This is a genomic window from Streptococcus sp. SK140 (assembly GCF_000259525.1).
Lineage (GTDB): Bacteria > Bacillota > Bacilli > Lactobacillales > Streptococcaceae > Streptococcus.
In genome coordinates this window covers 102,698-115,339 of the sequence record NZ_AJML01000022.1, presented here as the reverse complement: position 1 = coordinate 115,339, position 12,642 = coordinate 102,698, and the positions used below count along the sequence as shown (strand labels likewise).

The following is a 12,642-nucleotide window of genomic DNA, read 5'->3' as shown; positions in this document are numbered from 1 at the left end:
GGGATTTTTTCTGTTACTCTTATCACAAGATTGTGATAGTTTACATTTTCTTAACAAATAAGTTTTTTGCTTACACGATTAATACAAATAGTGTATAATTGAAACTGTTTTTGAAAGGAGAAGAAAATGACTGAAAAACAAATGAAAACATTAGGTTGGATTGCAACCTTTATGTCTATTATGATGTATATCTCATATATTCCTCAAATTATGAACAACCTTGCGGGTCAAAAAGGAAACTTTATCCAACCAGCAGTAGCTGCAATTAACTGCAGTCTTTGGGTATACTACGGACTCTTTAAAAAAGAACGTGATATTCCTTTGGCAGCAGCCAATGCACCAGGTATTGTTTTTGGGATTATTACCGCATTGACAGCTTTATTCTAAAACATAAAGTAAACTCTTCTTCGTATCTAGTTATGAGGGAGAGTTTTTCTTTATCCGAAATTCCTAAAAAAACATGATATAATACTATTAGAAAGGTTGGTGTTTATGGCTAGAATACTTATCATTGAAGATAATAATGAGATTCAAGAAATTTTGAGAACTCTTCTTTCTGAGGAACATGAGGTGATTCAAGCTTTTTCTGGTACCGAAGGGATGATTCGATTTGAGCAAGGCGGCATTGATCTAATCTTGCTAGATATTATGCTTCCTGGAAAAAATGGCGATCAGGTTTTAAAAGCCATTAGACAAGATCGTTCAGTTCCTGTCATCATGCTAACTGCTCTAAGCGATAAAAAGCTCATCAGCCAATATCTCTTAGATGGTGCTAATGATTATATCGTAAAGCCTTTTGATTTGGATGAAGTTTTTGCCAGGGTTACGGTTCAATTACGTCAAAATAGTGACAAGCAAGCAGCTGAAATCGAACATCCTGACAAGTTGATTCAAGAGTTAAAAAATATTCAATTTGATGCAGATAGTTTTGAAATCAAAAATAGCCAGGAAACTATTCGCCTAGCTAAGAAAGAATGTTTGATTCTCCAAACCTTACTGGGACATCCTAAGAAAATTTTCACGAAGGAAGAACTCTATGAATTGGTCTGGGAGGATACTTATTTACCAGGCGATAATACTCTCAATACTCATTTAAGTAATCTCCGTAAAAAATTAGGCCAACTGGATCCAGAGCAAGAGTATATTGAAACTATCTGGGGAGTTGGTGTTCGGTTAAAAGGAGATGAGCAATGATCTACATTTTACTATCTTTGCTAGTGCTGGTCATTATCCTATTGACGATATGGTTGATTCGCTATCATCTAGCACTCGTTAACTTGAGCCAACAGATTGAAGATAAGATTCTGACTGGAAGTATGAAGAGAATCGGAGTGTCAACTTTCTCCAAGGATTTTTTACATCTTTACCAGCAAATCAATCATCTCTTTCAAGAAGTTGAGCAGTCACGCTTGATTATGAAACGTGAAAAGCAGACTTTGGACATGGCTATTAGCAATATTGCACATGATATTCGGACGCCTTTAACGATTGCGTCCGGTTATACTCAGCAATTGCTTAAAACAGAAAATCCTGAGTCTGAGAGTTTGAAAAAAATTGCCCATCATCTCAATCAAGTTTCAAAACGTCTAGAGGCTCTTTTGGACTATCGTCGGTTAATGGAAGGAGCAGTTAAACCTGACTTATCTGAGTTAGAAGTCTCGACATTTATGACGCAAAAATTACTAACCTATTATGATTCTTTTCAAACGGCAAAGATTGACCTTGATTTGCAAGTAGAATCTGGTTTGTATTTACTGACAGATTCGGATTTATTAGACCGTATGTTGCAAAATCTCATTGGCAATGTTTTAAAACATGGGAAGGATGAAGCGAGATTTTCTTTGAAGGAAGTGGATAATCACATTTATTTGGAAATTTCAAATCTGGTCAAACAACCCATTCGCAAAATTGAAAATCTCAGTCAACGATTTTACTCTGAAAACCTCTCAGATACAGAAGAATCCTCTGGTTTAGGTCTTTATATTACTGAAGAACTATCCCATCTCCTTGGAGCAGAACTACAACTAAGTACAGATGGTGCTTGGTTTACAGTTAAGATACTCTTTTAAAACAAGAAACCTCCTCTTTTTAAATAGAGGAGGTCATTTTTATAAGCTTTTCTTCTTGAAAACAGCAAGTCCACTAATGGTAAAGAATAGAATAACAGTCACTGTAACGATAACGGTGTATAGAACAGCCTGACTATAGGCAGTCATGGCATAGGCAACATTCAAGGACAAATAGCGTAAAATTTCGATATCTGGAAAGATAAGCATCGGCGTTGAAAGTAAGATAGAACTGATTAAATAGCCAATGAAAACAGCCAAATAGGAATGAGTCACATAGAGAATGAAAGATATAATGGAAAGCCAAGCAAGAAGGCAGAGGAATTGAAGGCCAATCGTTAGAAGGAGATTGCCAATAAATCCTTCTGGCATCGTTCCTACCCCGTTTAGGATAGTTGCTGGTACGAAAGCAATAACTAGGCTAATAAGAATTTGCATTAGAGCGATACTGGCTAATACAACTGACTTGGCTAGGAAGAATTCTGTACGAGAAACCCCCACTGTCAAACTGTTTTTATAGAGTTTTCCGATAAGGTCAACTCCCAGAACGAGGCAAGCAAGGATAATACAGAGAAAAACGAGGTTTGAACCTTGACTAGATGCGTTAATCAGGGCTTGCACACCATTCCAACCTTGGGTTGGAATTTCTGATTCTGGGGGCGTTGTATCAACTGACATTAGATGTCCTGTAGCCCCAATAGTAGCTCCCATTAACATGAGTGCAAAGAGAACAATCTCTGTAATCCAAAAACCTTTGGAACGGAAAAGACGGTAAAAGTCTGCTTGAATTGTATGAATCATGATCTTTCTCCTATTTTACTAATTGTGTGAAGTATTCTTCAAGATTTTGACGAGCATAGTAAATCTCATCAACAGCGACATCTGCTAGAGTAAGTTCTTTGAGAATTCGTTTGACATCTTGTTCATGACTAAAAATATGAATCTCATTATCTGAATTCACAACTTTAAATTCAAGACGCACTTTGTCTTTTAAGATTTGACTAGCTTTTTCTTTTTCACTTGTTTTCAGAACGATATAGTCTTCATTCAGTGTCTCAAATTCAGCCTTACTGATTTCTCGAATGATTTTTCCTTGGTCCAGAATTCCAAAGCGATTGGCAACAAGATAAAGTTCTGACAAGATATGACTAGAGATGAGAATGGTCATTCCTTTCTCTTGATGCAGACGTTGAATCATTTGACGAAACTCTTTGATACCGATTGGGTCAAGACCATTGATGGGTTCATCAAGGATGAGAAAGTCTGGTTTTGATAGGAGGGCAATAGCAATACCTAGACGTTGTTTCATCCCAAGAGAGAAATCTCGAAAAACTTTTCTACCTGTATCTGTTAACCCGACATACTTTAATGTTTCCTGAATGACTTGATCAGTATTTGGGATATGTCGAATGGTACAATAATATTTAAGATTTTGATAGGCCGTTAAATGATTATGAGCTACTGGAGATTCAATGACTGAACCTACTCGAGATAGGGCTTTTGTGCACTCCTTATACCCTTGACTGGAAAAGAGGGAGATGGTTCCATGATCAGCAGATAATAATTGAGTAATAATTTTAATCAGAGTAGTTTTACCAGCACCATTCTTTCCGATAAGCCCATAGATATCTCCTTCTTTCACTGAGAGGTTAAGATCTTGTAGAATGGGTTGTTTGCCAAATTGTTTGGACAAGCCATGGATTTCGAGGACTGTTTTCATAGTTTTCTCCTTTAACCTTTAAGATGTTTTATTTTTATAATTCTAGTATAAAGCATAGATATCAAAGAATCGTCAAGCATTTCTAAAGTGTTTCTAAAGTTTTTAAGTTTCTAAAAAATAAAAAGCCCAGTTGGCTAGAAATGCTAGTTGACTGGGCTTATTTTCTACAAAATATATTTCTCAATAGCGCGTGCAACACCATCTTCTTCATTGCTGGCAGTTACGGCATCCGCGAGAGATTTGACATAGTCGCTAGCATTTCCCATGGCAATCCCAAGCCCTGCAAACTCTAGCATCTCAATGTCGTTATTGGCATCACCCATTGCCATGATTTCAGAAGGTTGGATATCCAAAATCTCAGCCAAACGAGAAAGAGCAGAAGCCTTGGTTGTACCGAGTGGCATTGCTTCATAGATAACTGGTTGTGAACGAACTCCGCTAAATCTCTGACAAAGTTCATCAGCAAATCGTTGTTCAAAATCATCTGTTTGTTTTTTTGTACCTAAGAACATACCCTGGAACATGCGATATTTACCACTGGTAGCTTCCTCTAGTGAAATTTCAGTCAGGTCAGAAAAGACGAGTGTCGCATCGTATTTTACGATAGGATTTGGTTCGCCTCCGAGAACGAAGTAGTGTTCCTCGTCAAAGAGAGTCAATTGGACCTCACTCTTTTCAGCAAGTTCATTTAGGTATTCAATGTCTGATTTGCTAAGTTCTCTCCAGTCAACAAGGCCCCAATCACTAGTTTGGTGGGTAGAACATCCATTGTTGACGATGACGTATTCATTCTGCAAATCAAGTCCGAGTTTCTTGTAGTAGGGAAGAACCCCAAAGAGAGGACGACCAGTACAGAGAACCAGTTTGACGCCTTTTTCGACAGCCTTATGAATGGTATTAATATGAGCCTGAGGAATTTCCTTGGCTTCGTTGAGCAGAGTTCCGTCCATATCAAGGGCAAGTAGTTTAATCATAGTAGTTCCTTTTCACGTGTTTTGTCTATATTATAGCATAATTTAGTGGAAATAAGGATTACTATGTCAATTTAGGACGTTTCAATTACAATTCATGATTTGAAGAAGCTTTTTGGCAAATATATGCTATACTAAACTTGCGATATACTGATAATGGATAAAAAAGCAGAGGACTTATCATGAAAAAAAGAGCAGTACAGATTTTACTAGCCTTGTTAGTAATTATTTATAGGAAGACTTGGTTTTGGTGGATTTTTAATCACTTTACAGCTAGATTTGTAGCTGCTAGTCGAGAATTTTTTCAAATTCTTGCTTTTTTAGAGTTTATCGTTATTCTTCTAGCTATGCTATATTTACTAGTATTCGAAGGTAGAAAAATGCTTGAGTTGAAGTAGAAATGGAGATATCTAGTTTATTTGCTTCTTGCTTATGGAGTCAGTTATCTTTCAGATATTGTGTTTTCTTTTTTAACCCCAGCAACGTCCAATCAAATCGCTTTAAATGAATTGACTGAGATGACAGGGCGACAAGAGTTACCTTATCTTTTACTTATTGTTTGTCTACTAGGACCAATTACAGAAGAATTGGTTTACCGTGGAGTTCTGATGAATACATTTTTGAAAGATTCACCTTGGTATGGAGATGTTTTACTATCAGCCTGCGTCTTTGGCTATGTGCATGTCAGTTCAGGTTTAACACCACTCGCCTTTTTCACCTATGCAAGTGGAGGAACGATTTTAGCATTGCTCTACCGAAAAACTCACTCTCTCTATTATCCCATTTTACTCCATATCATGATTAACATTACAGCATTTTGGGATTTATGGATGCTTGTATTTTCATGAAGATAGTGCTTATCGATCAATGCCGGAAATTTCTGGCATTTTACTTTTTATCAGTAGTTTAAGAACTCTCTATTTATAGGATTAGCAGTCAAAAAATGGTATAATGAAAGGTAATGAAAAAATCAAACGAGGCAGAGATGAAACTACTTTATACCGATATTCGGACTTCTTTGACAGAAATCCTGACCAAGGAGGCTCAAGGACTGGTTGCCCAAGGCAAACGAGTCTTTTACATAGCTCCTAACTCTCTTTCTTTTGAAAAGGAACGTGCCGTCCTGGAGTGCTTGAGTCAGCAGGCTTCTTTTGCGATCACAGTCACGCGCTTCGCTCAGATGGCTCGTTATCTGGTTTTAAACGATATACCCGCGAAGTCAAGTCTCGATGATATCGGTCTTGGTATGGCTTTCTATAAATGTCTGTCTGAGATAGACCCTAAGGATTTACGTGTTTACGGGGCTATTAAGCAAGATCCGCAATTCATCCAACAATTGATTGAGATTTACCATGAAATGACAACTGCTAAGATGAGTTTTTTGGATTTAGAAAGTCTATCTGACGCTGATAAACGTTCTGATTTGCTCATGATTTTTGAAAAGGTAACAGCTTATCTGAATCAAGGTCAAGTTTCGCAAGGGAGTCAATTATCATATCTGATCAATGCTATCGAAGAAAACAAGGTAAGTAGTGATTTTAGTAAGATTGCCCTAGTCATTGATGGTTTTACCCGATTTTCTGCAGAAGAAGAACACCTAGTGGATCTACTTTATCGTAAGGGTGTTGAGATTGTTATTGGTGTATATGCGTCTAAGAAATCTTATACTAGCCCATTTAGTGAAGGGAACCTCTACCAAGCCAGTGTTGAGTTTCTACGCCATTTAGCTTTTAAATATCAGACTAAGGCAGAAAATACTTGTCAAGAACATGAGAAACTTGATGCCTTTGCCAAAGCCTCAAGACTACTCGAAAGTGCTTATGATTATTCTGAAATTAGCTTAGAAGTGGATGATAAGGATAGAGAAGATTTGCAAATTTGGTCTTGTCTAACCCAAAAAGAAGAGCTGGAGTTAGTTGCTCGTAGTATTCGCCAGAAATTGCACCAAGAGCCAGAACTAAGCTATAAAAATTTTCGAATCCTATTAGGTGACGTAGAGTCTTATAAACTGTCTCTGCAGACAATTTTTAATCAATATCAAATTCCTTTTTATCTAGGTAAGAGTGAGTCTATGGCTCACCACCCTTTGACTCAATATGCAGAATCCATCGGGCGTTTGAAACGATACAATTTCCGTCAAGAAGATTTGATTAATCTCCTACGAACCGGCTTATATACCGACCTTAGTCAAGAGGAAATCGATAGCTTTGAGCAATATCTTCGTTATCTAGGAATTGATGGTCTCTCTAGTTTTAAACAAGAATTTACCAAAAATCATCATGGGAAATTTGATTTAGAGAAGTTAAACAAGCTTCGTTTTCGTGTTCTAAATCCATTAGAAACTTTATTATCTAGTCGTAAGCAAAAAGCTGAGAATCTTCTTTCAAAATGGAACAACTTTTTGAAAGATGCTCATTTGACCAAGCAGTTACAAACCTTATCTGCAACGATGGAAGTAGCAGAGCAAGAAAGACAAGAGGAAGTCTGGAAAGCATTTTGCCACGTAATGGAGCAATTTGCAACTGTATTTGAAGGTTCTAAGGTCAATTTGGATGATTTCTTAGCTCTTCTTCATTCAGGCATGAGCTTGTCCAATTATCGTACAATTCCAGCAACGGTAGATACTGTCCTGGTGCAGAGTTATGATTTGATTGCACCCTTGACAGCTGATTACATCTATGCAATTGGTTTAACTCAAGATCACTTGCCTAAAATTGCTCAAAACACCAGTTTGTTGAGCGATGAAGAAAGAGAAGTGCTGAACCGAGCAACTCAAGAAGGTTCTCAATTACTGATTGCAAGTCAAGAAAACCTCAAGAAGAATCGCTATACTATGCTTTCGTTGGTCAACTCTGCTAGGAAACAATTAGTCTTATCGGCGCCAAGTTTACTCAATGAAAATAAGAGTAAAGAGTCGGTATATCTGAAAGAATTACAGGACTTTGGTTTTAGCAAGATTGAAAAGAGAATTGACCGAAAAAATCTAACAAAGGATGATATTGGTTCTTATCACAGCCTTTTGTCTAGTCTTGTTGCCTATCATCAGCAAGGTGAGAGTGAGACAAGTGACCAAGACTTAACTTTTGTAAAAGTTCTGGCTCGTGTGATGGGTAAAAAGTTGGAAGACCAAGGTTTAGAAAATCCAGTTTTACCAACAAGTCCAAAGAGCAAGATTTTAGATTCTGAAACTTTGAAAGTCTTGTATCCTGAAGATCAAGATTTCTATCTATCTACTTCTGGATTAACAGAATTTTACCGTAATGAATACAGTTACTATCTCCGTTATGTCTTAGGTTTGCAGGAAGAATTGCGTTTGCGTCCTGATGCACGAAGTCACGGTAATTTCTTGCATCGTATTTTTGAACGAGCAATGAAACTTTCGCCTAATGAATCCTTTGATCGTCGTTTAGAACAAGCAATCTCTGAAACTAGTCAAGAACGTGAGTTTCAAGCCATTTATCAGGAAAGTTTGGATGCTCAATTCACCAAGGAAGTCCTATTGGATGTCGCACATGCTACAGGACACATTCTTCGACATAATGCGGATGTTGAAACGATTCAGGAAGAAGCAGTCTTTGGTAGCAAGGAACAAGCTTTTGTTCAGTTAGAAAACGGCAGAAATGTCTATGTCCGTGGTAAAGTCGACCGTATCGACCGTCTAAAATCAGATGGAGCTATTGGTGTTGTAGATTATAAGTCTTCTTTGACTCAGTTTAAGTTTCCTCTCTTTTATAACGGTCTTAACTCGCAATTACCAACCTATCTAGCTGCACTTAAAAAAGAAGGGAATAGAGACTTCTTTGGTGCCATGTATTTAGAGATGACTGAACCGATTCAAACTCTACAAGCCAATAAAACTCTTTCAAAGGCTGTAGCAGAAGCGAATAAGAGCATGAAGTATCAAGGACTCTTTCTTGAGAAAGAGATAAAAAACCTTGGAGAGTTTTACAATAAAAACAAGACTTATCAGTTGTCTGATGAGGAATTCCAGTTATTGTTGGACTATAATGCCCTTCTCTACAAAAAAGCGGCAGAGAAGATTTTATCTGGTGAATTTGCGATCAACCCTTATACAGAAAACGGTAGAAGCATTGCACCCTATGTTCAACAATATCAAGCTATTACAGGTTTTGAAGCCAATTACCATCTAGGTCAGGCGAGATTTTTAGAGAAAGTTGCCAAGAGCAATGCCAAGGAAGCTTGGTTTAATAAAATCAGAGAGGAGTTGGAGCGATGAAATTTTTAACCCAAGAAGAGATTGCAGCCTTGCAAGTAGCAGAAGCTCAGTCTAACAAGAAACCAAAGAAAACAGCTGAACAAATTCAAGCTATTTATAGCTCTGGTCAAAATATTTTGGTTTCAGCTTCAGCTGGTTCGGGAAAAACTTTTGTCATGGCTGAACGAATTCTTGACCAACTAGCACGTGGTGTTGAGATTCGCCAACTCTTTATCTCAACCTTTACGGTAAAGGCAGCAACCGAGTTAAAAGAACGCTTGGAAAAGAAAATTAGCCAACAAATCCAAGAAACGCAAGATGTGGAACTAAAAAAACACCTCGGCAGACAATTAGCTGATTTACCCAATGCCGCGATTGGGACCATGGACTCTTTTACCCAGAAATTCCTGACCAAGCACGGCTATCTTCTTGACCTGTCTCCAAATTTTCGCATTCTTCAGAATGAAAGTGAGCAACTCCTCTTAAAAAATGAGGTTTTTCGACAAGTTTTTGAACAGCACTACCAAGGCCAGGATAAAGATAATTTTAGTCGCTTGGTCAAAAACTTTGCAGGTAGAAGCAAAGACGCGCGTGGACTACGTAAACAGGTCTATATGATTTATGATTTTTTGCAATCTACTAGCAATCCTCAGGCTTGGCTAGAGGAATCTTTCCTAAAAGGTTTTGAAAAGGCTGATTTTACAGTTGCTAAAGAAAACCTTGTAGACGATATAAAGGAGAAACTCTGTGATTTAGAAAGCTTTTTCCGTTACCATTTGGATAATGATGCCAAGGAATTTGGTAAAGCAGCTTATTTAGAATCTGTTCAACAAGTTCTTGATGAAATCGGAGCTTTAACCAACGAATCAACTTTTAATCAATACCAAGAAGTTTTAGAACGAGTTGTTAGTATCTCTAAGGATAAGGGAGGTCGTGCTCTTACAAATGCTAGTCGTAAGGCCGAACTGCAAGACTTGAAAGAAACCTACAACCAAGAGAGAAAAGCAAAATTTGAGAAGCTGATTGCACTCAATGATCAAATCACTTTACTAAAATTCCAAGAAGATTATCATCAAGAGTCCTGGGACTTGGCAAAGACATTCCAAGTGTTCATGAGAGATTTTGTTGATGCCTATCGACAACGAAAACGCGAAGAAAATGCCTTCGAATTTGCTGATATTAGCCACTATACCATTGAGATTTTGGAAAACTTCCCACAGGTTCGTCAAGAGTATCAGGAACGCTTCCATGAAGTCATGGTTGATGAGTACCAAGATACCAACCATATCCAGGAAAGAATGCTAGAACTCCTCTCAAACGGTCATAATCGTTTTATGGTAGGAGATATTAAGCAGTCTATTTATCGTTTTAGACAGGCCGACCCACAAATTTTCAACGAAAAATTCCACAGCTTCGCTCAAGATGACAAAGAAGGTCAGTTAATTCTGCTTAAAGAAAATTTCCGAAGCAGTTCAGAGGTTCTTGATGCTACGAACGATGTCTTTAAACACCTCATGGACGAGGAAGTTGGAGAGATATCTTATGACGGTATGCACCAGCTTGTTTTTGGAAATACTGATATTCAATCAAATCCAGAAAACAAGGCAGAAGTTCTCTTGTACGATAAGGATGATGATAGCGATTCTGATGATGAGGAGGAACTTGCAACTAACAAACTGACTGGTGAAATGCGGATGGTGCTTAAGGAGATAATTCACCTTCATAATGATAAGGGTGTACCTTTCAAGGACATGGCTCTCTTAACTGCTAGTCGAAGTCGTAATGATCAAGTTCTGCTCGCCTTGTCTGAATATGGTATTCCTGTCAAGACAGACGGTGCTCAAGCAAACTATTTGCAATCCCTAGAAGTCCAGGTGATGTTGGATACTCTTCGTGTCATCCACAACCCTCTTCAAGACTTTGCTTTGGTTGCTCTGATGAAGTCTCCGATGTTTAGCTTTGATGAGGATGAATTGGCTCGTCTCGCTCTTCAAAAATCTGAGGATAAAGTTCAAGAGAACTTTTATGAGAAACTAGTCAATGCTCAAGCAAATACGGGTCTTCAAAAGGATTTAATTAAGTCTGAACTTCATAAAAAAATAGAATTTTTCATGGAAACCGTCCAGGCTTGGCGTTTATATTCCAAAACACATTCTCTTTATGATCTCATTTGGAAAATCTATAGTGACCGATTTTACTATGATTATGTTGGTGCCTTGCCAAATGGACTGGCCAGACAGGCAAATCTCTATGCCCTTGCTCTAAGAGCAGATCAGTTTGAAAAGAGTAATTACAAGGGATTATCCCGTTTTATTCGAATGATTGACCAAGTCCTGGAAGCCCAGCATGATCTTGCCAATGTTGCTGTAGCACCACCAAAGGATGCTGTAGAACTTATGAGTATTCATAAGAGTAAGGGGCTTGAATTTCCTTATGTCTTTATCCTCAATATTGATCAAAAATTTAATAAGAAGGATACTATGTCTGAGGTTATCCTCAGTCGCACAAATGGAATTGGGTTAAATTATGTAGCTAGAGTCGCTACAAATGCAAAAGAGGAATATGTTCCATCTACCATTAAATTATCTATTCCTAGCTTGACATATACTCAAAATAAGGAAGAACTCCAATTAGCAAGTTATTCTGAACTCATGCGTTTGCTCTATGTAGCCATGACACGTGCTGAGAAGAAACTCTATCTAGTCGGAAAAGGATCACGTGAAAAATTAGAATCTAAAGAATATCCGACAAATGGAAAAGGTATTTTGACTCGAGAAACGAGACTAGATGCTAGTAATTTCCAGGACTGGATTTGGGCCATCTATCAAGCATTTTCTAAAGAGGATTTGCACTTTAGTGTGCGCTTTGAAGGTGAAGAAGACCTAACCAAAGAAGCTATCGGAAAATTGGAACATAAAAGTCAACTTCAAGATCTATCCCAAGCAGACAACCGTCAGTCAGAAACCATCAAAGATGCGTTGGAAATGCTAAAAGAAGTGGAAGTGTATAACGAAATCCACCGTGCAGCAATCAATCTTCCAAGTGTTCAGACACCGAGTCAGATTAAAAAGTTCTATGAACCGGTCATGGATATGGAAGGAGTTATAGTAGCTGGTCAAAGCAAACCAAAAGAGACTACTGTTCAGTTTGAGCTTCCAGATTTTTCAAAAACTGAAAAAGTTACAGGGGCTGAGATTGGTAGTGCAACTCACGAACTCATGCAGCGAATTAATCTCAATAAGAAACCTACTTTAGAGACTTTGACAGAGGCTTTAGAGCAAGTGCAAGCAAGCCCTGCTGTTAAAGATAAAGTTAATCTAGATAAAATCTTGTCCTTTTTCGATACTCAACTCGGTCAGGAAATTCTTGCAAACCAGGACAAGCTTTATCGTGAACAACCCTTCTCTATGTTAAAAAGAGACGAAAAGAGTCAGGAAGACTTTGTTGTCCGTGGTATTTTAGATGGTTATTTGCTTTATGATGATAAGATTGTTCTGTTTGACTACAAGACAGACCGATACGATTACGCTAGTCAACTGATTGAACGTTATCGTGGTCAATTAGAATTATATGCTGAGGCTCTATCTCGTTCTTATCAGATAGATAGAATTGAGAAACATCTAATTTTACTTGGCAAGGATACTGTAGAAGTCGTTAAACTTTAAAAAG

Annotated in this window: 8 protein-coding genes and 1 pseudogene; 6 read left to right on the top strand and 3 right to left on the bottom strand. The window is 37.8% G+C overall.

What is annotated here, in order from left to right:
• The first annotated feature begins 126 nt into the window (after positions 1 to 126).
• The 3 genes from HMPREF1116_RS06400 to HMPREF1116_RS06390 all read left to right on the top strand — a co-directional run bounded on the left by HMPREF1116_RS06400 (position 127) and on the right by HMPREF1116_RS06390 (position 2,069).
• Entirely contained in the window at positions 127 to 387 is a 261-nt protein-coding gene (locus tag HMPREF1116_RS06400; protein ID WP_000136961.1) for a SemiSWEET family transporter, read from the top strand.
• Between the two features lie 105 nt (positions 388 to 492).
• A complete protein-coding gene (locus HMPREF1116_RS06395) occupies positions 493 to 1,194 on the top strand; it encodes a response regulator transcription factor (protein WP_000101095.1) in 702 nt (233 codons plus the stop codon).
• Positions 1,191 to 2,069, top strand: coding sequence for a sensor histidine kinase (locus tag HMPREF1116_RS06390; RefSeq protein ID WP_000639372.1), 879 nt, complete (start codon positions 1,191 to 1,193; stop codon positions 2,067 to 2,069). Before HMPREF1116_RS06395 ends, HMPREF1116_RS06390 begins: the two co-directional genes overlap by 4 nt.
• Positions 2,070 to 2,108: 39 nt before the next feature.
• On the opposite strand, the gene HMPREF1116_RS06385 is transcribed toward HMPREF1116_RS06390, so the two are convergent.
• The 3 genes from HMPREF1116_RS06385 to HMPREF1116_RS06375 form a co-directional block, all read right to left on the bottom strand.
• Positions 2,109 to 2,867, bottom strand: a complete 759-nt coding sequence (locus HMPREF1116_RS06385) for an ABC transporter permease (RefSeq protein WP_000581978.1) — start codon at positions 2,865 to 2,867, stop codon at positions 2,109 to 2,111.
• 10 nt (positions 2,868 to 2,877) lie between these two features.
• Complete coding sequence (locus HMPREF1116_RS06380) at positions 2,878 to 3,786, bottom strand: ATP-binding cassette domain-containing protein (RefSeq protein ID WP_000859670.1); 909 nt, start codon at positions 3,784 to 3,786, stop codon at positions 2,878 to 2,880.
• A 164-nt stretch (positions 3,787 to 3,950) separates the two neighbouring features.
• Complete coding sequence (locus HMPREF1116_RS06375; protein WP_000593567.1) at positions 3,951 to 4,760, bottom strand: Cof-type HAD-IIB family hydrolase; 810 nt, start codon at positions 4,758 to 4,760, stop codon at positions 3,951 to 3,953.
• Between the two features lie 179 nt (positions 4,761 to 4,939).
• Between HMPREF1116_RS06375 and HMPREF1116_RS12340 the strand changes: the two are divergent.
• From HMPREF1116_RS12340 to addA, 3 genes and pseudogenes are all read left to right on the top strand, one after another.
• A pseudogene (locus HMPREF1116_RS12340) lies at positions 4,940 to 5,605 on the top strand (CPBP family intramembrane glutamic endopeptidase).
• A 137-nt stretch (positions 5,606 to 5,742) separates the two neighbouring features.
• Positions 5,743 to 8,994, top strand: coding sequence for an ATP-dependent nuclease subunit B (gene rexB, locus HMPREF1116_RS06365; protein ID WP_025171270.1), 3,252 nt, complete (start codon positions 5,743 to 5,745; stop codon positions 8,992 to 8,994).
• Positions 8,991 to 12,638 carry a helicase-exonuclease AddAB subunit AddA gene (gene addA / locus HMPREF1116_RS06360; protein WP_000670874.1) on the top strand — a complete coding sequence of 1,216 codons (3,648 nt, stop codon included), beginning with the start codon at positions 8,991 to 8,993 and terminating at the stop codon, positions 12,636 to 12,638. The genes rexB and addA overlap by 4 nt, the downstream gene beginning before the upstream one ends.
• Positions 12,639 to 12,642: the final 4 nt, after the last annotated feature.

What these genes read in the sequence shown, in the direction of transcription:
- addA (WP_000670874.1), top strand. Translation starts at nt 8,991, where the DNA reads ATGAAATTTTTAACCCAAGAAGAGATTGCAGCCTTGCAAGTAGCAGAA.
- HMPREF1116_RS06375 (WP_000593567.1), bottom strand. Translation starts at nt 4,760, where the DNA reads ATGATTAAACTACTTGCCCTTGATATGGACGGAACTCTGCTCAACGAA.
- HMPREF1116_RS06380 (WP_000859670.1), bottom strand. Translation starts at nt 3,786, where the DNA reads ATGAAAACAGTCCTCGAAATCCATGGCTTGTCCAAACAATTTGGCAAA.
- HMPREF1116_RS06385 (WP_000581978.1), bottom strand. Translation starts at nt 2,867, where the DNA reads ATGATTCATACAATTCAAGCAGACTTTTACCGTCTTTTCCGTTCCAAA.
- HMPREF1116_RS06395 (WP_000101095.1), top strand. Translation starts at nt 493, where the DNA reads ATGGCTAGAATACTTATCATTGAAGATAATAATGAGATTCAAGAAATT.
- HMPREF1116_RS06390 (WP_000639372.1), top strand. Translation starts at nt 1,191, where the DNA reads ATGATCTACATTTTACTATCTTTGCTAGTGCTGGTCATTATCCTATTG.
- HMPREF1116_RS06400 (WP_000136961.1), top strand. Translation starts at nt 127, where the DNA reads ATGACTGAAAAACAAATGAAAACATTAGGTTGGATTGCAACCTTTATG.
- rexB (WP_025171270.1), top strand. Translation starts at nt 5,743, where the DNA reads ATGAAACTACTTTATACCGATATTCGGACTTCTTTGACAGAAATCCTG.